Source organism: Nocardia sp. NPDC088792, assembly GCF_044750615.1.
Classification (GTDB): domain Bacteria; phylum Actinomycetota; class Actinomycetes; order Mycobacteriales; family Mycobacteriaceae; genus Nocardia.
This window is the reverse complement of sequence record NZ_JBIVKC010000002.1, coordinates 112,463-130,412: the sequence shown is the minus strand read 5'-3', so window position 1 is coordinate 130,412 and position 17,950 is coordinate 112,463. Positions and strand designations below refer to the sequence as shown.

The 17,950-nt window shown below is 65.1% G+C and carries 20 protein-coding genes and 1 tRNA gene; 16 read left to right on the top strand and 5 right to left on the bottom strand.

Going from position 1 to position 17,950, the window contains the following annotated elements; genetic code table 11:
* Positions 1-42: 42 nt before the first annotated feature.
* Complete coding sequence (aceE, locus tag ACIP5Y_RS09985) at positions 43-2,913, bottom strand: pyruvate dehydrogenase (acetyl-transferring), homodimeric type (RefSeq protein WP_400351220.1); 2,871 nt, start codon at positions 2,911-2,913, stop codon at positions 43-45.
* Positions 2,914-3,126: 213 nt separating this feature from the next.
* Between aceE and ACIP5Y_RS09980 the strand changes: the two genes are divergently transcribed.
* From ACIP5Y_RS09980 to ACIP5Y_RS09950, 7 genes are all read left to right on the top strand, one after another.
* Positions 3,127-3,684 (top strand): hypothetical protein, encoded by a 558-nt coding sequence (locus ACIP5Y_RS09980; RefSeq protein ID WP_400349387.1) that lies wholly within the window; start codon positions 3,127-3,129, stop codon positions 3,682-3,684.
* A 115-nt stretch (positions 3,685-3,799) separates the two neighbouring features.
* Positions 3,800-4,222, top strand: coding sequence for a DUF3052 domain-containing protein (locus tag ACIP5Y_RS09975; protein ID WP_400349385.1), 423 nt, complete (start codon positions 3,800-3,802; stop codon positions 4,220-4,222).
* A gap of 124 nt (positions 4,223-4,346) precedes the next feature.
* Entirely contained in the window at positions 4,347-4,811 is a 465-nt protein-coding gene (locus tag ACIP5Y_RS09970) for a peroxiredoxin (protein ID WP_397015350.1), read from the top strand.
* A 28-nt stretch (positions 4,812-4,839) separates the two neighbouring features.
* Positions 4,840-4,911 (top strand) — tRNA-Val (locus ACIP5Y_RS09965).
* 68 nt (positions 4,912-4,979) lie between these two features.
* Entirely contained in the window at positions 4,980-5,288 is a 309-nt protein-coding gene (locus tag ACIP5Y_RS09960) for an SDR family NAD(P)-dependent oxidoreductase (protein ID WP_400349384.1), read from the top strand.
* Positions 5,233-5,376: an SDR family oxidoreductase gene (locus ACIP5Y_RS09955; RefSeq protein WP_400349382.1), complete on the top strand. Its 144-nt coding sequence runs from the start codon at positions 5,233-5,235 to the stop codon at positions 5,374-5,376. Before ACIP5Y_RS09960 ends, ACIP5Y_RS09955 begins: the two co-directional genes overlap by 56 nt.
* 165 nt (positions 5,377-5,541) lie before the next feature.
* Positions 5,542-6,315 carry a class I SAM-dependent methyltransferase gene (locus ACIP5Y_RS09950; RefSeq protein ID WP_400349381.1) on the top strand — a complete coding sequence of 258 codons (774 nt, stop codon included), beginning with the start codon at positions 5,542-5,544 and terminating at the stop codon, positions 6,313-6,315.
* Between the two features lie 89 nt (positions 6,316-6,404).
* Here the strand turns inward: ACIP5Y_RS09950 and ACIP5Y_RS09945 are convergent, their stop codons facing one another.
* The 3 genes from ACIP5Y_RS09945 to ACIP5Y_RS09935 are packed head-to-tail and all read right to left on the bottom strand — an operon-like array spanning position 6,405 to position 8,612.
* A complete protein-coding gene (locus ACIP5Y_RS09945) occupies positions 6,405-6,968 on the bottom strand; it encodes a TetR/AcrR family transcriptional regulator (RefSeq protein WP_400349380.1) in 564 nt (187 codons plus the stop codon).
* Between the two features lie 59 nt (positions 6,969-7,027).
* Positions 7,028-8,416 carry an amidase gene (locus ACIP5Y_RS09940; RefSeq protein WP_400349379.1) on the bottom strand — a complete coding sequence of 463 codons (1,389 nt, stop codon included), beginning with the start codon at positions 8,414-8,416 and terminating at the stop codon, positions 7,028-7,030.
* Positions 8,403-8,612, bottom strand: a complete 210-nt coding sequence (locus tag ACIP5Y_RS09935; RefSeq protein ID WP_400349378.1) for a hypothetical protein — start codon at positions 8,610-8,612, stop codon at positions 8,403-8,405. The genes ACIP5Y_RS09940 and ACIP5Y_RS09935 overlap by 14 nt, the downstream gene beginning before the upstream one ends.
* Positions 8,613-8,814: 202 nt before the next feature.
* On the opposite strand from ACIP5Y_RS09935, the gene ACIP5Y_RS09930 reads away from it, so the two are divergent.
* Complete coding sequence (locus ACIP5Y_RS09930; RefSeq protein ID WP_400349377.1) at positions 8,815-9,732, top strand: MBL fold metallo-hydrolase; 918 nt, start codon at positions 8,815-8,817, stop codon at positions 9,730-9,732.
* Here the strand turns inward: ACIP5Y_RS09930 and ACIP5Y_RS09925 are convergent.
* Positions 9,726-10,472: a hypothetical protein gene (locus ACIP5Y_RS09925; protein WP_400349376.1), complete on the bottom strand. Its 747-nt coding sequence runs from the start codon at positions 10,470-10,472 to the stop codon at positions 9,726-9,728. The two genes, ACIP5Y_RS09930 and ACIP5Y_RS09925, sit on opposite strands and share 7 nt — an antisense overlap.
* Positions 10,473-10,626: 154 nt before the next feature.
* Here ACIP5Y_RS09925 and ACIP5Y_RS09920 point away from each other — a divergent pair, with 154 nt between their 5' ends.
* The 8 genes from ACIP5Y_RS09920 to ACIP5Y_RS09885 all read left to right on the top strand — a co-directional run bounded on the left by ACIP5Y_RS09920 (position 10,627) and on the right by ACIP5Y_RS09885 (position 17,910).
* On the top strand, positions 10,627-11,049 hold the full coding sequence (locus ACIP5Y_RS09920; protein WP_400351219.1) for a Zn-ribbon domain-containing OB-fold protein: 423 nt from the start codon (positions 10,627-10,629) through the stop codon (positions 11,047-11,049).
* Complete coding sequence (locus ACIP5Y_RS09915; protein ID WP_400349374.1) at positions 11,042-12,244, top strand: lipid-transfer protein; 1,203 nt, start codon at positions 11,042-11,044, stop codon at positions 12,242-12,244. Before ACIP5Y_RS09920 ends, ACIP5Y_RS09915 begins: the two co-directional genes overlap by 8 nt.
* A gap of 191 nt (positions 12,245-12,435) precedes the next feature.
* On the top strand, positions 12,436-12,753 hold the full coding sequence (locus ACIP5Y_RS09910) for a type VII secretion target (protein ID WP_400349373.1): 318 nt from the start codon (positions 12,436-12,438) through the stop codon (positions 12,751-12,753).
* 5 nt (positions 12,754-12,758) lie between these two features.
* Positions 12,759-14,612 (top strand): hypothetical protein, encoded by a 1,854-nt coding sequence (locus tag ACIP5Y_RS09905; RefSeq protein WP_400349371.1) that lies wholly within the window; start codon positions 12,759-12,761, stop codon positions 14,610-14,612.
* Between the two features lie 170 nt (positions 14,613-14,782).
* Complete coding sequence (locus ACIP5Y_RS09900) at positions 14,783-15,511, top strand: hypothetical protein (protein WP_400349370.1); 729 nt, start codon at positions 14,783-14,785, stop codon at positions 15,509-15,511.
* Between the two features lie 154 nt (positions 15,512-15,665).
* Positions 15,666-16,523, top strand: a complete 858-nt coding sequence (locus ACIP5Y_RS09895) for an alpha/beta fold hydrolase (RefSeq protein ID WP_400349369.1) — start codon at positions 15,666-15,668, stop codon at positions 16,521-16,523.
* A gap of 7 nt (positions 16,524-16,530) precedes the next feature.
* Positions 16,531-17,514 carry a GlxA family transcriptional regulator gene (locus ACIP5Y_RS09890; RefSeq protein ID WP_400349367.1) on the top strand — a complete coding sequence of 328 codons (984 nt, stop codon included), beginning with the start codon at positions 16,531-16,533 and terminating at the stop codon, positions 17,512-17,514.
* 150 nt (positions 17,515-17,664) lie between these two features.
* On the top strand, positions 17,665-17,910 hold the full coding sequence (locus tag ACIP5Y_RS09885; RefSeq protein WP_400349366.1) for a hypothetical protein: 246 nt from the start codon (positions 17,665-17,667) through the stop codon (positions 17,908-17,910).
* Positions 17,911-17,950 lie beyond the last annotated feature (40 nt).

Sequence of the window (17,950 nt, the reverse complement as noted above, 5' to 3'; positions counted from 1 at the left end):
GCGCGGCTTCGGCGGTTTACGGTCCACGGTGTTAATCGTGCGTTATGCGTCGCCGCCTTCGGAACCTGGTGCCGCCTTCGGCGCGGCGTTCACGTCGTCGATGCGGTAGCGCGCGGCGGCCTCGACGACCTTGGCGGGCTCGATCTTCCCGGTTTCGGCCAGACCCGACAGGGTCGCCACCACGATGGACTGCGCATCCACGTTGAATACGCGGCGCGCGGCCGGACGGGTGTCGGAGAAGCCGAAACCGTCCGTGCCCAAGGTGATGTACTTGCCCGGCACCCACTGGCGGATCTGATCCGGCACCGCCCGCACCCAGTCCGAGGCGGCCACGAACGGGCCCTCGGTCTGTGAGAGGACCTGGGTCACGTAGGGCAGACCCGGATCCCGTTCGGGGTGGCGCAGTTTCGCGATCTCCAGCGCGAGGGCCTCCTTGCGGAGTTCACCCCAGCCCGGCACCGACCACACATCGGCCTGCACGCCCCACTCCTCGGCGAGCAGTTCCTGCGCGCGCAGGCCGTCCGGCATGGTGACGCCGGAGACCAGGATCTGGGCGCGCACATCGCCCGCGCCGCCGCGCTTGTAGAGGTAGATGCCCTTGAGCAGACCGGCCACATCCAGCTGCTCCGGCTCGGTCGGCTGCTGCTGGGGCTCGTTGTAGAGGGTGATGTAGTAGAAGATGTCCTCGCCGCCGAACTCGTGGTGCTGCGAGTGCGCCTCGGGATCGGTGCCGGGCAGGGCCTCCTGGAAGCCGTGCGCGAGTCCGCCGCCGTACATGCGCCGCAGGCCGTCCCGCACGATATGGGCGATCTCGAAGCCGAACGCCGGATCGTAGGACACCACAGCCGGATTCGTGGAGGCCAGCAGTAGCGAGTGACCGTCGTTGTGCTGCAGGCCCTCACCGGTGAGGGTGGTGCGGCCGGCGGTGGCGCCGAGCACGAAGCCGCGGGCCAGCTGGTCCGCCGCCGCCCACAGGCCGTCGCCGGTGCGCTGGAAGCCGAACATCGAATAGAAGATGTACAGCGGGATCATCGGCTCGCCGTGCGTCGAGTACGAGGTGCCGACCGCGGTGAAGCTCGCGGTGGAACCGGCCTCGTTGATGCCCTCGTGCAGGATCTGGCCGATCGACGATTCCTTGTACGCCAGCATGAGTTCCGCGTCGACCGAGGTGTAGAGCTGGCCGTTGCGGTTGTAGATCTTCAGCGACGGGAACCACGAGTCCATACCGAAGGTGCGGGCCTCGTCGGGGATGATCGGGACGATGCGCTTGCCGATCTCCTTGTCGCGCAGCAGTTCCTTCATCAGGCGCACGAATGCCATGGTGGTGGCGACGCTCTGCTTGCCGGAACCCTTGCGGACCGAGCGGTAGGGCTCGTCACCGGGCAGCACCAGAGGCTGTGCGGCCGTGCGGCGTTCGGGGACGTAACCGCCCAGCTGCTTGCGGCGGTCCAGCATGTACTGGATCTCCGGGGCGTCGGCGCCGGGGGTGTAGTACGGCGGGCGGTACGGGTCGCGCTCGAGTTCGGCGTCGGTGATCGGAATGCGCTGCACGTCGCGGAACGCCTTCAGATCGTCGAGGGTCATCTTCTTCATCTGGTGCGTCGCATTGCGCGCCTCGAAGTGCTTGCCGAGACCGTAGCCCTTGATGGTCTTGGCGAGGATGACCGTCGGTTGTCCCTTGTGCGCCATGGCCGCCGCGTAGGCCGCGTAGATCTTGCGGTAGTCGTGGCCGCCGCGCTTGAGGTTCCAGATGTCGCCGTCGGAGAGGCCCTTGACGAGTTCCTTGGTGCGCGGATCGCGGCCGAAGAAGTGCTCGCGGACGTAGGCGCCGTCATTGGCCTTGTACGTCTGGTAGTCGCCGTCGGGGGTGGTGTTCATCAGGTTGACCAGGGCGCCGTCGCGGTCGGCCTGCAGCAGCGCGTCCCACTCGCGGCCCCAGACGACCTTGATGACGTTCCAGCCGGCGCCGCGGAAGAAGGACTCCAGCTCCTGAATGATCTTGCCGTTACCGCGAACCGGGCCGTCGAGGCGCTGCAGGTTGCAGTTGATGACGAAGGTCAGGTTGTCCAGAGCCTCGTTCGCGGCGACCTGGATGAGGCCGCGCGACTCCGGCTCGTCCATCTCGCCGTCGCCGAGGAACGCCCACACATGCTGGTCGGACGTGTCCTTGATGCCGCGATCGTGCAGGTAGTGGTTGAACCGGGCCTGGTAGATGGCGTTCATCGGGCCCAGACCCATTGACACCGTGGGGAATTCCCAGAAGTCGGGCATGAGCCGCGGATGCGGGTAGGAGGACAGGCCGTGGCCGGGGCCGCCGGCGCTGTACTCCTGCCGGAAACCATCCAGCTGGTCTTCCGTCAAGCGGCCTTCCAGGAAGGCGCGCGCGTAGACGCCGGGGGAGGCGTGACCCTGGATGTAGACCTGGTCACCGCCGCTCGCGTGGTCCTTGCCGCGGAAGAAGTGGTTGAAGCCGACCTCGTACAGCGCCGCCGAGGACGCGTAGGTCGAGATGTGGCCGCCCACACCGACTCCCGGCCGCTGCGCGCGATGCACCATGATCGCGGCATTCCAGCGGATGTAGGCCCGGAAGCGGCGCTCGGTCTCCTCGTCGCCGGGGAACCAGGGCTCGTTCTCGGTGGGGATGGTGTTGACGTAGTCGGTGGAGGTCAGTGCCGGGATGGCGACGTGGCGTTCGCCGGCGCGCTCGAGCATGCGCAGCATGAGGTAGCGGGCGCGGCCCGGGCCCTCACGGTCGAGCATCTCGTCGAAGGAGTCGAGCCATTCGCTGGTTTCTTCCGGATCGATGTCCGGCAGGTATGACGCCACCCCCTCGCGGATCACTCGGACCCGGCCCCCTGCCGGGCGCTTGGCCGCCGAGCCATTGTTGGGGTTCGACGAAGAAATCGGGTGCATCAGGTCGGTCAAGACGTTTGCTCCTCGTACAGGGGTGGGGACATCTGATGGCGTCATTACCCCGGGTCACCGCTGGTGGGCGGCATACCCGTAACGATCGGTTCGGGTCGCATCTCACATCCTTGCCGAGGATGCGGCCCAGGTCATCATGTCAGCCGTAAATCCAGTACCGTTCTCCAGGGAACCGGCCGAGGGATGGAACGGGGAGGAACAGTGAAACTGAACCCGCGGGGGTTCGGGGTGATGTGCACGACCGTTGCGCTCGGCATCGGACTGGTCATCGTCGCAGGCTGCTCGAACACGGTCGAGGGTACCCCGACCGCGAATTCGGCTCAGGTGACCTCATATCGCGCGGACGTATCCTCCTCCTCGGCGGCGGCTTCCTCATCGAAAGCGGCGGCGGCGCAGAACAAGGCGATCGCCGACAACTGCGACCCGTTCCGCACCACCACCGGTACGGCCGTGAACAGCTACAACGACTACGTGGACGCCCATGACAAGGGCACCGACGATCAGACCGCGAAGCGGGATGCGGCGGCCGGCGCGCTGGAGGACGCGGCCAAGACGGTCGAGAATCAGGTCAACGCTTCCGGTTCGGACCTGCCGGCGGATCTGGGCCAGAAGTTCACCGACTACGTGAACGCGGCGCGCACGCTGGCGGCGGAAGTGCGGAAGATGACGCCCGCGGCCGCTGTTGCGCCCTTGAACGACGCCAGTCACAAGGTCAACGATGCTCTTGATGCCGTCCGGACGGCCTGCCCATCCAAGTAAACGGGTCTCAACTACGACATTCTGGGTGCGAATTCGGCCGATCGGCTTGCGCTTGGGGCTTGAACCATGTTCGCTTGCATCTACCTACTGTCGGGAATAAGAGGAGGACACCACCGTGGTCGCCGCGGCGGACGCGCAGAACTACGCTCAGAAGCTTGGCATTTCACATGGCATGGCCGTTCAGGAGCTGGGCTGGGACGAGGATACCGACGACGAACTGCGGGCCAACCTCGAGGAGACGATCGGCTCGGAACTGCTGGACGAAGATACCGACGAGGTTGTCGATGTCGTCCTGCTGTGGTGGCGCGACGGGGACGGTGACCTTGTCGATGAGCTGATGGATGTGATCTCTCCGTTGGCCGACGACGGTGTCGTGTGGGTGCTCACCCCCAAGACCGGTCACCCCGGGCATGTCGATCCGAGCGAGATCGCGGAGTCGGCGGTGCCCGCCGGCCTCAATTCGACTACCCCGGTAAGTCTCGGTACCTGGACCGGAACCAAGCTGACCCAGCCCAAGACGCCCTCGAAGCAGCGCTGAACCGCGTCTTCGCTAAGGTTTTCGAGTGGGTGATGCGCGAGTGACTCATGCGTGAGCGCGGTCCGTTCATGTGTGAGCACTGGGTCGTGTCGCCTGCTGCTGCCGACACGATGGAGGTTCCCGCATGCCGTTAGAGGTGGGCACGGTCGCACCGGACTTCACTCTGAAGGACCAGAACAACCAGGAAGTCACCCTCTCGGCGTACCGCGGCGAGAAGAACGTCCTGATCGTCTTCTACCCGCTGGCTTTCACCGGCATCTGCCAAGGCGAACTCTGCCGCGTCCGTGACGAACTCCCCAAGTTCCAGAACGACAACGCAGAGATCCTCGCCATTTCCGTAGGCCCCCCGCCCACCCACAAGATCTGGGCGGCCGAGCAGGGCTACACCTTCCCCCTGCTCTCCGACTTCTGGCCACACGGATCGGTAGCCCAAACCTACGGCGTCTTCAACGAAAAATCCGGCTACCCCAACCGCGGAACCTTCGTAGTAGACAAGGACGGCATCATCCGCTTCTCCGAGATGAACGGCCCCGGCGAGCCCCGTGACCAGGCAGCTTGGGAAAAAGCGCTAGCCACACTAGATTCATAACCCGCACCCGGTCCCACCGGGTCGACAGGGGCGTATAGCTCAGCGGTAGAGCACTGGTTTTACACACCAGCGGTCGTAGGTTCGATCCCTACTGCGCCCACTCTCGATGCTCGTTCGGGCACTTGCGGCGTGTCGAATCTGCCTGTTCGCCAATATGTTCGACTAAGCATGAAATCTGCGGGACCGCTGCAGGATCGGGTGGCGTTGGTGACCGGCGCGGGTGGCGAGATCGGTGCCGCCATCGCCGCTGTTCTCGCCACGATGGGCGCTGCTGTCGTGGTGAACCATCGTGACGGCACCGACCGTGCGGCGGCCGAACTTACTGCCGAATCGGTGCGCATGGCAGGGGCGAAGGTGGCGGTAATCGCAGCCGATATCGGCGATTCCGTGGACGCGCACCGGCTGTTCGAGACCGCTTGGAATGGATTCGGCCGGCTCGATGATGTCCCCACTGCACCGCCTCGGTACACCCGCTGATGTCGCAGGTGCTGTAGGTCTGCTCTGTCAACCCGGTGCGGCATGGATCACCGGGCAGACCATTCGCGTCAACGGCGGTCAGGTGTAGAGCAAACCTCTGACCTGGTGACCGATTCGTAGCTGCGTTGCATGTCATCGGTGGAATCAGCTGTGGGACAACACGATGTCGGGGGAGTCGTGTGAATGGGCATCGCCGTGGATTCCAGTTGTCGGAGAATGAAGCTGTGGCTGAATTCCTGGAGGATGGCCGATCATGAGTACGGACGTGGGGACGATCGACTGGGAGGGCTGGCTGCGGCGCTGGGACGCCCAGCAGGAGGGATATGTGCCGGAGCGTGAGGCCCGGTTCACGGCGATGTTCGATGTGGTCGCGGAGTTACTGCCTACCTCTTTCGTGGCAGTGGATCTCGGTTGTGGGCCGGGGGCGATAAGTCAGCGGCTGCTCACGCGATTTTCGGGGGCGCGCTCGGTTGCGGTGGATATCGATCCGGTAATGGTGGCTCTCGGACGGGGTGCCCTCGGAACGGTAGACGGTCGGTTGCGTTGGGTAGAGGCGGATCTGGCATCGCCGGACCTACTGGAAGCAATTGGCGAAACGCAGGTGGACGTCGTCCTCAGCACCACAGCGCTGCATTGGCTGCAACCGGAGGCGCTGGCCCGTCTGTACCGGGACCTCGGCCGACTTCTGCGATCCGGCGGCATCTTTCTCAATGGAGACAACCTGGCATACCCTGCGGTTTTGCCGACGTTCGACCGGCTGAGTCATCGTGTCCTGGAAGGGCAGTGGTCCGATAGCGCTTTCGCCGAACGCGGTATCGAGACTGCGGAGCAATGGTGGGAGGCACTGGCCGAGGAGCCCGGATTCAGGTCACTGATAGCCGAGCGAGCTCAGCGTTTTGCGGGTAAGCAGCGGCCAGGTCGAACGGACGTCGACGCCCATATGGAAGCGCTGAGCGTCGCAGGCTTCAGCGAGATCGGAACGATCTGGCAGGTTCTTTCCAACCGTGTACTGCTGGCTGTGCGGTAGGTTCCGACTCCCGTTGATTCAAGCCCTTCACGGTCGGGGGCGGGGACCGATCTCATGGGGGGATTGTGTTGGCGTGCTCGGGGTTCGGGTTATGTCGACGCGGCGAGCAAGCTGGTTACCAGGTGGTGGGCGTAGGTGGGGGTGAGGGCGTCGGGGCGGAAGAGGATGCGGTACATGATTGGGGCTACTACGTGGTCGAGGACTGTTTCGACGTTGGGGGTGGGCTCGCCGCGGGTGGTTGCTCGGTTGAGGATGAGGGTGATTTGTTCGGCTGCGTAGGCCGAGCATTGGCCGGCGTTGGTGCTGTCGGGGGAGCCGAGGAGGGCGTCGCGGATGTAGGCGCGGCCTATGGGGGCGGCCATTTCCTCGAGGAATTGCTCGGCCCAGGAGTCGAGGTCGGACCTCAGGGTTCCCTTGTCCTGGGGGGCGGTGTCGGGGCGGAGGCGTTCGACGGCTACGTCCGACAACAGCTCCTGCAGGTCGCCCCAGCGGCGGTAGATCGTGGAGGGGGTTACGCCGGCGCGGGCGGCTACGAGGGGGACGGTGAGGGCTTCGCGGCCCACCTCCGACTCGAGTTCGTGGATGGCGGCGTGGACCGACGCCTGTACCCGGGCGCTGCGGCCGCCGGGGCGGACCATTGCCTTTCGACTCACCTGACCAGGTTAAAGCAAAGATGTTGCTTCAAGCGTTCGGGTTGTCATGCCATTGATTGTCATGCCATTGCCAGGGGGCGTACGAGTTGGGTTTGCTCGTAGGCGTGGCCGACTCGCAGTACGGTCGGTTCTTCGAATGGGCGGCTCAGCAGCTGCATTCCGATGGGCATGCCCTCGGTGTCGTGGCCTACCGGGATGGACAGGGCGGGGATTCCGGTGATGTTGGCCGGGGCCGATAGGCGTACGTAGGCGTCGGAGACGCCTTCGATCGTGCCGTCCGGCCAAGTGATCGCGTCGTCACCGGCCTGCACGGCGGTGAGAGGGACTGTCGGGGCGGCGATTACGTCGACCTCCTCGAAGATGCGCGCCCAGGCCTGCTGCATGAGGGTGCGTGCGCGCTGGGCGCGGAGATAGTCGCCGGCCGGCATGAGCTCACCGGCTTCTAGGAGGATGCGCACGTCAGGCTGGTACAGCTCGGGGATTGTGCGGAGGGTCTTTTCGTGGAAAGCGGTGGCCTCGGGCACCATCAGGCCCCACTGGGTCGCCTGGATGTATCGCGTCATCGGAATCTCGACCTCGACGAGGTGTGCACCCAGGCTCTCCAGCTCGGATATCGCACGCCGGACGGTGGTCTCGATCTCCGGGGTGACGTGATCGAAGTAGTAGTTGCGCGGGACGCCGATGCGTAGTCCCTTCAGGTCCGGGCCCGCATCCGGCCGGTAGTTCGTGGCGGGGACGGCTCGGGAGGCGGGGTCGCGGGGGTCGTGGCCGGCCAGGGCGGTCAGGACTACGGCCGCGTCCTCGACGGTGCGGGTGATCGGGCCGACGTGGTCCAGTGACCAGGACAGGGATGTGACGCCATGGCGGGGGATGAGGCCGTAGGTCGGCTTCAGTCCGACGACTCCGTTGAGCGCGGCGGGTACGCGGATCGATCCGCCGGTGTCGGTGCCGAGGGCGAAGGTTGCGGCGCCTGCGGCGACTGCGACGGCGGATCCGCCGCTCGAGCCGCCGGCGACGCGGTTCGGGTCCCAGGCATTGCTGGTCTGCGGGGTGGTCAGGCCGTAGGCGAACTCATGAGTGTGTGTCTTGCCGACCAGGATTGCGCCTGCCGCGGTGAGAGCGGCAGCGACCGTGCTGTCCGCCTCGGCGCGGTGGTCGGCGCGCACTCGTGAGCTGGCCGTGGTGGCTTCGCCGGCGACGTCGATCAGATCCTTCAGGCCCATGGGGATGCCGTGCAACGGGCCTCGTAGGCGGCCTGCGGTGATTTCTTGCTCGGCTTCGCGCGCTGTCCGGCGGGCCTGCTCGGCGGTGACGGTGACGTAGGCGCCCAGGTGTGGATCGACCTCCTCGACGCGGTCGAGGACCGAATCCACCAATTCGACGGGGGACAACTCGCGTTCGCGGATCGCGTCGGCTGCGGCGGTGAGTGTCAGTTCATGCGGTCGCACGGTGCTGCTCCTGTTCGGTGCGGTAGGCGGCAGCGGGCGTGATGTCGGCGAAGTCCAGCTCGCGCAGGACTGACACGACGGAATGGATGTGGTTGGCGGTGGCGGCCACTGCGGCGTGCCGGTCGGCAGGCAGTGGAAGGCCTGCACGGTCGGCCCAGCGGGCCGCCTGTGAGGGCGTGAGTTCGACGGTGGGCATGAAATGTTCTCTCCCGATCGGGCGGATGTGACCTTGCCGCAGCAAAAGCTAACTGTTTGCTTTAAGCAAGATTAGGGCCTACGGTCACTTAAAGCAAACAGATTGCTTTTAGTGATAAGAGGCTCGTGGCAGTACTCGCCGCGTCGCGGCGTGCGGCAATCCTTCGCCGATAATTACTGAGAAACCAAGGGAGGCAAAGACAATGAACACCTCGCTATCCGGCAAGACCACTTCGATCCCCGCCTGGACCGTGGGCGATGTGACCGTCCATCGCATCGACGAGGTTCCCCTGCCGCCCGCGACGGGCGCGTGGCTGCTGCCGGACGCCACCGCGGATGTGGTCAAGCAGCAGGACTGGCTGTTCCCCGATTTCGCCGACCGCGAGGGCGTTCTGCAGCTCGACAGCCACAGCTTCGCCTTCGTCCTGGGCGGGCTGCGTGTCCTCGTCGATACCGGCATCGGCAATGGCAAGGAACGCGCCAATCCGGCCTGGCACAACCTGGAAACCGACTACCTCGAACGTCTCACTGCCGCCGGGTTTTCCCCGGACACCGTCGATCTGGTCATCCTCACCCACCTGCACACCGACCACGTCGGCTGGAACACGCGGGAAGTGAACGGCGCGTGGACCCCCACCTTCCCCAATGCCCGCTACCTCACCTCCCGGACCGAGTGGGAGTTCTGGAGCGCGTATGACATGGACGAGGCACGTCAGCAGATGTTCCGCGACTCCGTGACCCCGGTCGAGCAGGCGGGTCTACTCGACCCTGTCGACGTACCCGCCGACGGTGTCGAGATCGTCCCCGGCCTGCGTCTGATCCCCGTGCCCGGTCACACCCCCGGCCACATCGCGGTCCAGATGACCAGCCAGGGGAAGTCGGCGTTGATCACCGGCGACTGCATTCACCATCCCGTTCAGTTGGCCCACCCATCGATCGGTTCCTGCGTCGACATCGATCCGCAGCAGTCCGAGACCTCTCGTCGCGCGCTGCTCGCTTCCCTCGCTGACACCGGGACGCTGGTGTTGGGCACCCACTTTCCTGTACCCACCGCCGGATACGTGGTCACCGAGGGCGACGCCTACCGGTTCGGCGTGGTTCACGCCGGCGATCGTCAGTAGTCGAGAGCGTGTTCCGGTTGGCAGACATCGAGAGGAGAGGGGAGGTATCGCAGGATGGCGTTCAGGAGAGGCTCGACATCATCGCTGTCGAGTGCGGGACTGCACAGGACCGGAACGACGTCACCCATGCGGGTGAGCCGGCGGATGCGGCGGTGAAGTCGTTCGAGGGGAATCTCGCGCAGGTTGCGGAACGCCGCTGATGCCGAGGGGTCTTGTTCCATCACTGTCCGGATGAGCTCGCGGTAGTGGTGTTCGGCGACTTTCCAATGGCGCCCGTAGAACTCGATGACCGTCGGTTCCAGCGCCCACATCGAGAGCAGGTCGATAACCCCTTCGAATTCGGTGCCGGTGCCGATCGGAATCTGCAGCGGCAGGGCGACGGCGCCGCGGGTTTCGGCGATGGCGTGCAGGCAGCGGGTGAAATCGGTGGTGAGGTCCGCTGTTTCGGTGATGAGGCAGAGGCGGGCGACCTGGTGGTCGTCGGCGGTGCGGAGGATTGTTTCGAGGCGGGCGGCGTGTTGGCTGGTGGTGTTTCCGAGGATGATCACGCCGTCGGCTACGCGGATGGAGCGTTCCAGTGTCGCGGTGGGTGCGGCGCTGGACAGTTCGGCGATGCGGATCGTGTGGTCGATGCGGCCGGTTGCCCGCTGGATGGCGTGTGTCAGGCGGGTTGTCTCGCCGGGGCTTCCGATGAGGGTGACGTTGCGGATCGACTGGGGGTCAATGGCTTTGGTGCCCATCGTGGTGTGGTACTCCAGGTCGGCTGGAGGGTGGCGGCGCATCCTCGATTCGGTTCACCGTACCGCCGGGTGATGGGCGCTGGATGGGATTCCGGCCCAAAAGTAGAACGTGTTCCTATATGGTCGGGTTGTGCAGAAAGAACAACGCCCCGCCGTGGCAGGCTGGTTCACTGCGGACGACGGTGTGGTGCGTCTCGTGGGAAGCCGCTGCAGTGCGTGCGGCACACCGTATTTCCCGCGGAACTCGCTGGCCTGTCGTAATCCGCAGTGTGCGGGTCCGCATGACGGCTCCGAGCTTGCCGAGTACCTGTTCTCTACGCGTGGCCGGATCTGGTCGTATGCGGATGCCCGGTACAAGCCGCCGGCGCCGTATGTGTCGGCCGATCCGTTCGAGCCGTATGTCGTTGCGGCGGTGGAGCTCGAGGTCGAGCAGATGGTGATTCTCGGGCAGGTCGTGCGTGGGCTCACGGTGGATGACCTGGCCGTCGGCATGCCGGTCGAGTTGACCGTGGGCACGCTGTACGAGGACGACGAGGCGGAGCACACGGTGTGGATGTGGAGGCCGGTCAATGACTGACACGAATGATCGCGACATCGCCGTCCTCGGTGCGGGTATGCACCAATGGGGTAAGTGGGGGCGGAATTTCGTCGAATACGGGCTGGTGGCGGCGCGTGCGGCGCTCGCCGATGCCGGGGTGAACCATCTCGATGTCGGCTATATCGCCGGCGCGGACACCATCCGCAACGGATACCCCGGGTTCGTCTCGGGTGCGACTTTCGCTCAGGCGCTGGGCTGGTCGGGTGCGCGGATCTCGAGCAGCTACGCCGCCTGCGCGTCCGGTGCCCAGGCCATTGCCAACGCGCGCGCTCAGATCCTGGCCGGGCTGACCGATGTCGCGCTGGTGGTCGGCGCGGATGCCGCGCCGAAGGGCTTCTTTCAGCCCGTCGGCGGTGAACGCCGTGACGATCCGGACTGGTTGCGCTTCCACCTCCTCGGCGCCACCAACCCCATCTACTTCGCGCTCTACGCCCGCCGCCGAATGGCATTGCACGGCGCCACTCTCGACGATTTCGCCGCGGTCAAAGTGAAGAACGCCCGCCACGGCCTGAACAACCCGTACGCCCGCTACCGCAAGGAAGTCTCCGTCGAGGAGATCGCCGCGTCCGCGATCGTCGCGGACCCGCTGCGCCTGCTCGACATCTGTGCCACCAGCGACGGCGGCGCCGCCTTGGTCCTGACGTCCATGGACTACGCTCGCCGCCACGGCGTCACCGACCCGGTCCGCATCCGTGGCCTGTCCACGGTCACCCCGACCTTCCCGAAAACGGTCCTCGACCTCCCGGATTTCGCAACGGATTCCGCCGTAGCCGTCGAACCCCCGTCCCGAGCCTTCCGTTCCGCCATCGCCTACGCGGCTTACGAGGAGGCCGGCCTCGGCCCCGAAGACCTCTCCTTCGCCGAAGTCTATGACCTCTCCACCGCCCTGGAACTGGACTGGTACGAGGACATCGGCCTCTGCGAACCAGGCACCGCCGAGGAACTGTTGCGCAGCGGCGCAACAACATTGGGTGGCCGCGTCCCGGTGAACCCCAGCGGCGGCCTGGCCTGCTTCGGCGAAGCCATCCCCGCCCAAGCCATCGCCCAGATCTGCGAACTCACCTGGCAACTCCGCGGCCGAGCCGACGGCCGCCAAGTCGACAACGCCCGCGCAGGCATCGCGGTGAACCAAGGCCTCTTCGGCCACGGCTCGGCAATCATCGCCACCCGCTGATCCCCTGGCGCTATCCAGCTCCGTTTCCGAAACCCGGGCAGTGCCCGGGTTTCGTTGTTCAATCAGTGATAACCGCAAATTTGCGGTATTTCTGATTGTGCAGCTCAAGGTGTAGATCTTGGGTAAACGGCGAGGGTGTGTGGGTGCCCCGGCGGTCCTGATATGGTCAGGTCGATTGCTGGGAGGAAGCTATGGGATTCAAGGTCACTCCGGCGTCGTTGACCGATGCTGCGAATTCCATCGGGAAGCTGGGCGACACCGTCAACGATGTGAAATCGACGCCGCATCTGAATGCGAGCAGGGGTGTGGACGGCATGAAAGGGTCGGCCATCGCGGCTGCCCTCGGTGGCGCCGATCCGGCGAGCAGCATGGCCAAACAGGTATTGGGCGGCCGGTTTCAACAGTTTTCGAAGGCCCTGTCCACTGCGGCGAAGACCTTCCACGATTCCGACGTCCAGGCTGCCGACCGACTATGGGCGATCGGTGATCTGAACTCGGGACAGATCTAGACACCGTGGGAACGCCGACCCGCGACCAGGTAGTGGCCTGGAATCCGCAGTCGCTGGCCGATGTCGCCACTGCCGCCGACAGCATCATGACCTCGTTCGACACGTTGGCGGACACGATGAACCGCACCATCCATGATCTGGACTGGTCCGGTGCGGCTGCCAAGGCGGCTCTCGGGCGTGCTGACAACGAGAAGCAACAGATCCGGACCGTGGCCACCGCCTATTCCAATCTGGCTGATGCTTGTTCCGGCGCATATGCCGCCATGCAGCCGGGAATCAGCGATCTGCAGTCGAGTATCCGTGCGCTGGAAAACGATCGATTCACCGTCGATCAGGATTTCACCGTTCATGACAACCTGGGCGACAAAGAACGCCAAGAGGATGCGAAGAACGACACCGCCAGGCTGCAGAGCATCGCCCAGTCGCTGGGCCAGAGTGATGACGCCTGGTCAGCGAAGATCGCCACGGCCGTCGGTGAGATCGAGAAGCTGGCTCCGGTCACGAAGCTGAACAATCCGCTGATCGGGTTGTTGATGGGTGGTATGGGCAGGGCCAACCCGGTACCCGACTCGTTGGACCCGCTGTCCATGATGTTGAAGCTGAACAACGGGATCCCGGTCACGGTCGACGATCCGGATGGTTCGAAGAAGACGATCACCCCGAATCCGGACGGTACGGTCACCGTCGCGCAGGCGACGCACGGACCGGACGGATCGACGACGACTACATCCAGCACGAATAGCGGACCGGCGACCACCACGGTGATGACTCCTCGCGGAGACGGTTCAGGGATAGTCGACGTCGCGGTAACGGGACCGGACGGTAAGACACAACGCTTGCGAACCGTGCCGCAGGCAGATGGGCATAACGCCACCTTCGCGGTGAACGGTGACGGGACGCTCGGGGCCAAGATGTCGGAGTCCTATCGTGCGGCCGACGGTGGGGTGATCACCGATGTGGTCGGGAAGAACGGTGTCCTCGACCGGTCCTGGCAGCGTCCGGATGGTTTTGTCGCCAACGAGCGCTACCTTGTCGGGCCGGATGGTCAACGGCAGTTGGTGGGTACCTCGAATTCGGCTCGCATGCATTCGGTATTGCAGGCCGACGGGACGATCAAGACCACATACCCGGACGGTCGTACTGCGCAGACGGCTCAACTGCCGGACGGTCGGGTGGTCACCAAGTTCGAGGACGGTTCGATGCTCTCGTACGATCCGGGTCGTGCGGCTCCGGGCGTGCCGCATCAGTCCATGTGGGACAACGTCAAAGCATTCACCGGTGGTCATTGGGACGGTCTCGTTTCCTCGACTCAGGGCACGGTCGATCAGCATCCGGTCGAGACCGGGCTGGGCGGGGCCGCGAGTGCGGGTAGTGAGGCTGCCAACCGAGCTGGTCAGACGATGGCGGGTCGAGCCGCGGCAGCAGCTGGTGAATCGGCGGCAAAACAGATTCTCGCGAACACGATGCTCGACAACGGCGCCCCCGGCGCGGGACGTGCTGCCGTTCAAGCGCTCGATGCCTCCGCTGATGCAGCGAATGGGTACGCCGCCGCTGATGCTTTGAAAGCCGGCGGCAAATGGCTGGGCTGGCCGGCGACAATCGGCATCAATTCCTACGTCAACTGGGATGATTGGGCGCATCACGACAAGCCGATGGGGGAAGCGATCGGCAACGCGGTAGGTAGCTCGGTAGGTGGGATGGCGGGCGCGTGGATGGGCGCGAAGGTCGGAGCGGTGGCGTGTTCGCCGTTTGCGGAGGTGCCGATCGTGCCGGTCTTGTGTGCTGTCGGTGGTGCTGCTGTCGGTGGGTTTCTCGGTGGTTCGGCTGGGGGCTATGCAGGCGAGCAGCCTTTCAAATGACTTTGGGAGAGAAGGGATCTGGATTGTCCGACGCCGGAGGGATTGTCGTGGCTCCGTTGTTGTCCTGGCCCGATGCGTGGGGGAGTGCGAGGCCGCGGCCCGTGATGGTTGCTGCGGTTGTGTTCTTCGGTGTGGTGTTTCTCGTTTTTGTTCCTTTCACGATCGAGGCTGTGCGGTCGGGCAATGCGGCGCGGGTTCTCTTCGGGGTGGTCGCGGCATTGGCGGCGGCCACCTTTGTCGCGGTGGCGTTGCCGCAGTTGCGAGTTCGTCGTTCGCGGTTGCCTGCGGGCTTCGGCGGGGGTGGTTCTGGGCTGCGTCTGTCGCTCGGGCGGTACCGATGGCTGATTTCGGCGGTTTGGTTCGTGGCGGGGATTGTGTTCTTGGTCGTCTGGGTGGTCGTGGTTGCTGGGCGTCTGTTCACCTTCGATTACGACGGTCAGGTGGCACGGATTGCGTTCGACGTCGCACAGCTCGTAGTGGCTCTGGTCGCGATCGGGTTGTTCGTCTTGCTGGTCGTGCTCATCTTCGGCGGGCGGCGGGCCAACTATGTAGAACTCGGCCCGCACGGGGTTGTGAGAGGAGCGGGGCGGATCACGAAATCGGTTGCCTGGGAGGACATATCCGAGGTCTCACCCCTTGTGGTCAATGAGGTGGCGACGGTCCGGATCGTGCCGGTATCCGAAGCGGCGGTGCGGGTCGATGCGGGTGACGGGAGGACGGGGCGGTGGCAGCGACGGCAGGTGCGGTCGCAGCTGGATCTGCCCGCGGCGGTCTTCGGTATCGATCCTGCGTTGTTGCTGTATCTGATCGACTTCTACCGTCGGCATTCTGAGGTTCGGTACGAACTGGTGTCGGATGCGGTCGCTGATCGGGTTCGTCGCGGGGATCTGATCGGGTGAGGGGCTGCGGCGGAGCGTGACTGCCGGTTGGGTCAGGGACTGACGAAAACGGTCGTGTGGCTGATCCTTTCGGCCTTCGGTATCGGTCGTTTCGAGTTTCCGGCGTTCAATTTCAGCAGGTCGCAGGGGCGGCTGGAGGGATTCGCCGGAAGGAATGATGATGACCGAGTTTGTGACGCTGGAGTATGGGCGGCTGGCTTGTGATGTGGTGGGGGAGGGGCCGTTGGTGGTTTTGTCGCATGGGATGGGGACTGTGCGGCAGGACTTTCGGCATTTGGTGGGGCCGCTGGTGGGGGCGGGGTATCGGGTGGTGAATGTGGATATGCGGGGGCATGGGGAGTCGAGTGTGGATTGGCCTTCGGTTACGGGGAAGGCGGCTATCAGCCGGAGTGATGTGGCGGAGGATCTTTTGGGGGTGGTGCGGCATTTCGGTGGGCCGGCGGTGATCGTGGGGCATTCGTTGTCGGGTGGGGCGGCGACCATTGCGGCGGCGCAGGCGCCGGAGTTGGTGTCGGCGATTGTGGAGATCGGGCCGTTCACCCTTACTCAGACCGTGCATATGGGGGCGCTGTTCACCAATCGGCGGTACCGGCGGGGCGGCATTCGGCTCGCTCTCACTTCGGGGTTGAAGTCGTTGACCTGGTGGCGGCGGTATCTGGACGTCGCGTATCCGACCAAGCCTGCGGATTATGACCAGTACATCGCGGATCTCGAGCGCGTGCTGCGGCAGCCGGAGCGATGGGCGGAGTTCATGAAGACGGGGGTGACGACGCCGGCGGATGCGGAGGCTCGGTTGGCGGATGTTCGTTGTCCTGCGCTGGTGATCATGGGGTCGGCGGATCCGGACTGGGCGGATCCGGAGGCTGAGGCGAAGGCGATCGTGGCCGCTATGCCGGCGGGTTCGGGGCGGGTGGTGATGGTCGAGAACGGTGGGCATTATCCGCATGCGCAGTTCGCGGATCGTATTGCGGCAGTGGTTGTTCCGTTTCTGGATGAGTATGCGGTGCGATGATGGTGGCATGCCCGCGCCGCGCACCATCGTCTTCGTTCTCTACGAGGGCATGCAGCTGGTCGAATTGGCCGGGCCCATGGATGTTTTCGGATTCGTCAACGCGATGACCGCGAAGCCGCTGTATCGGTTGGTGACGGCATCACCGCAGGGCCGGGCGATCAAGGCGGACGGTGGTTTGACCCTCTCGGTCGAGCATTCGTTGCAGGAGTTGGCCGCCTCGCCCGACGAGATCGATACGCTGCTGGTGGTGGGCGGCTGGATCACCGGGCCGGTGTCCGCGGAAGTGGTGCGCGAATTGCCCGCGCTGGCCCGCAAATCCCGCCGGGTGACCTCGGTGTGTTCGGGTGCGCTGTTGCTGGCGGCGGCGGGTCTGCTCGACGGGTATCGGGCCACCACCCATTGGGGTACAACGGATCTGCTGGCCCGCAGCTATCCTCGCGTGACCGTGGAGCCCGACCGCATCTACGTCCACGACCGCAATCGCTGGACCTCCGCGGGCGTGTCCGCCGGTATCGATCTCGGACTGGCCCTGGTCGAGGATGATCACGGCCGGGAGCTGGCGCAGGAGATCGCGCGAGCCTTCGTCGTATTCACGCGCCGCGCGGGCGGTCAAGCCCAGTTCAGCGCCCAGATGCGCGCTCAACCGGCCCGCACCCCCGCGATCCGCGCGGTCCAGCAGTGGCTGCCCGACCATCTCAACGATGATCTGGCGGTCTCGGCCCTGGCGGCGCGCGCGGGCATGAGCGAACGCCATTTCGCCCGCGCCTTCCGTCTCGAAACCGGCTCCACTCCTGCCGCTTTCGTCGAGGATCTCCGCGTCGAGGCCGCCCGCCGCCTGCTGGAATCCACCGAGCTCACCATCACCGCCATTGCCCGTGCGGTCGGCTACCGCCATGGCGAGACCCTCCATCGAGTCTTCACCCGCCGCCTCTCCACCACGCCGGAGCGCTACCGCCAGAACTTCGCGCCCGGCGCAAGCCTGGCCTTGTGACGGGTCCGGGCATCGACCGCTGTCCGGCTTTTCCGTGAAACCAACCGGATGGGCCGAAACGATCATCTGAATCGGAGATGTTCCATATGCTCTGGGCGGCGGAGCGGGAGAGCGCTGCGCTTGCTATGGCTCGAGATAGAGGACAACTTCATGAAACGGATCATTCTCGTCGGCGTTGTCGGTTGCGCCCTGCTCGGTGGAGCTGCGGGAACGGCTGGGGCGCAGGGGATTCCGCTTACTCCCTCGGATGTCGACGTGTCGGCCGGGTCGGCGGAGGCGCTGGGGAATGCGGTGGGGACCGGGTCGGTGAATATCGGGGTGCCGCTCGCGGGGCTCGGCGCGGCCTTCGGTAGCGGGTATGCCAATGGGGTGTTGAGCACTCTTTCGGCGCAGTAGCGGCCTTCACTCCTTCGGAGACAGGGACGCCGGAGTCCTG

Coding starts and splice junctions, on each gene's coding strand:
- ACIP5Y_RS09950 (WP_400349381.1), top strand. CDS start 5,542: ATGAGTACGGACGTGGGGACGATCGACTGGGAGGGCTGGCTGCGGCGC.
- aceE (WP_400351220.1), bottom strand. CDS start 2,913: ATGCACCCGATTTCTTCGTCGAACCCCAACAATGGCTCGGCGGCCAAG.
- ACIP5Y_RS09970 (WP_397015350.1), top strand. CDS start 4,347: ATGCCGTTAGAGGTGGGCACGGTCGCACCGGACTTCACTCTGAAGGAC.
- ACIP5Y_RS09935 (WP_400349378.1), bottom strand. CDS start 8,612: ATGCCCACCGTCGAACTCACGCCCTCACAGGCGGCCCGCTGGGCCGAC.
- ACIP5Y_RS09925 (WP_400349376.1), bottom strand. CDS start 10,472: ATGGGCACCAAAGCCATTGACCCCCAGTCGATCCGCAACGTCACCCTC.
- ACIP5Y_RS09915 (WP_400349374.1), top strand. CDS start 11,042: ATGACTGACACGAATGATCGCGACATCGCCGTCCTCGGTGCGGGTATG.
- ACIP5Y_RS09960 (WP_400349384.1), top strand. CDS start 4,980: ATGAAATCTGCGGGACCGCTGCAGGATCGGGTGGCGTTGGTGACCGGC.
- ACIP5Y_RS09955 (WP_400349382.1), top strand. CDS start 5,233: ATGGATTCGGCCGGCTCGATGATGTCCCCACTGCACCGCCTCGGTACA.
- ACIP5Y_RS09930 (WP_400349377.1), top strand. CDS start 8,815: ATGAACACCTCGCTATCCGGCAAGACCACTTCGATCCCCGCCTGGACC.
- ACIP5Y_RS09890 (WP_400349367.1), top strand. CDS start 16,531: ATGCCCGCGCCGCGCACCATCGTCTTCGTTCTCTACGAGGGCATGCAG.
- ACIP5Y_RS09895 (WP_400349369.1), top strand. CDS start 15,666: ATGATGATGACCGAGTTTGTGACGCTGGAGTATGGGCGGCTGGCTTGT.
- ACIP5Y_RS09910 (WP_400349373.1), top strand. CDS start 12,436: ATGGGATTCAAGGTCACTCCGGCGTCGTTGACCGATGCTGCGAATTCC.
- ACIP5Y_RS09885 (WP_400349366.1), top strand. CDS start 17,665: ATGAAACGGATCATTCTCGTCGGCGTTGTCGGTTGCGCCCTGCTCGGT.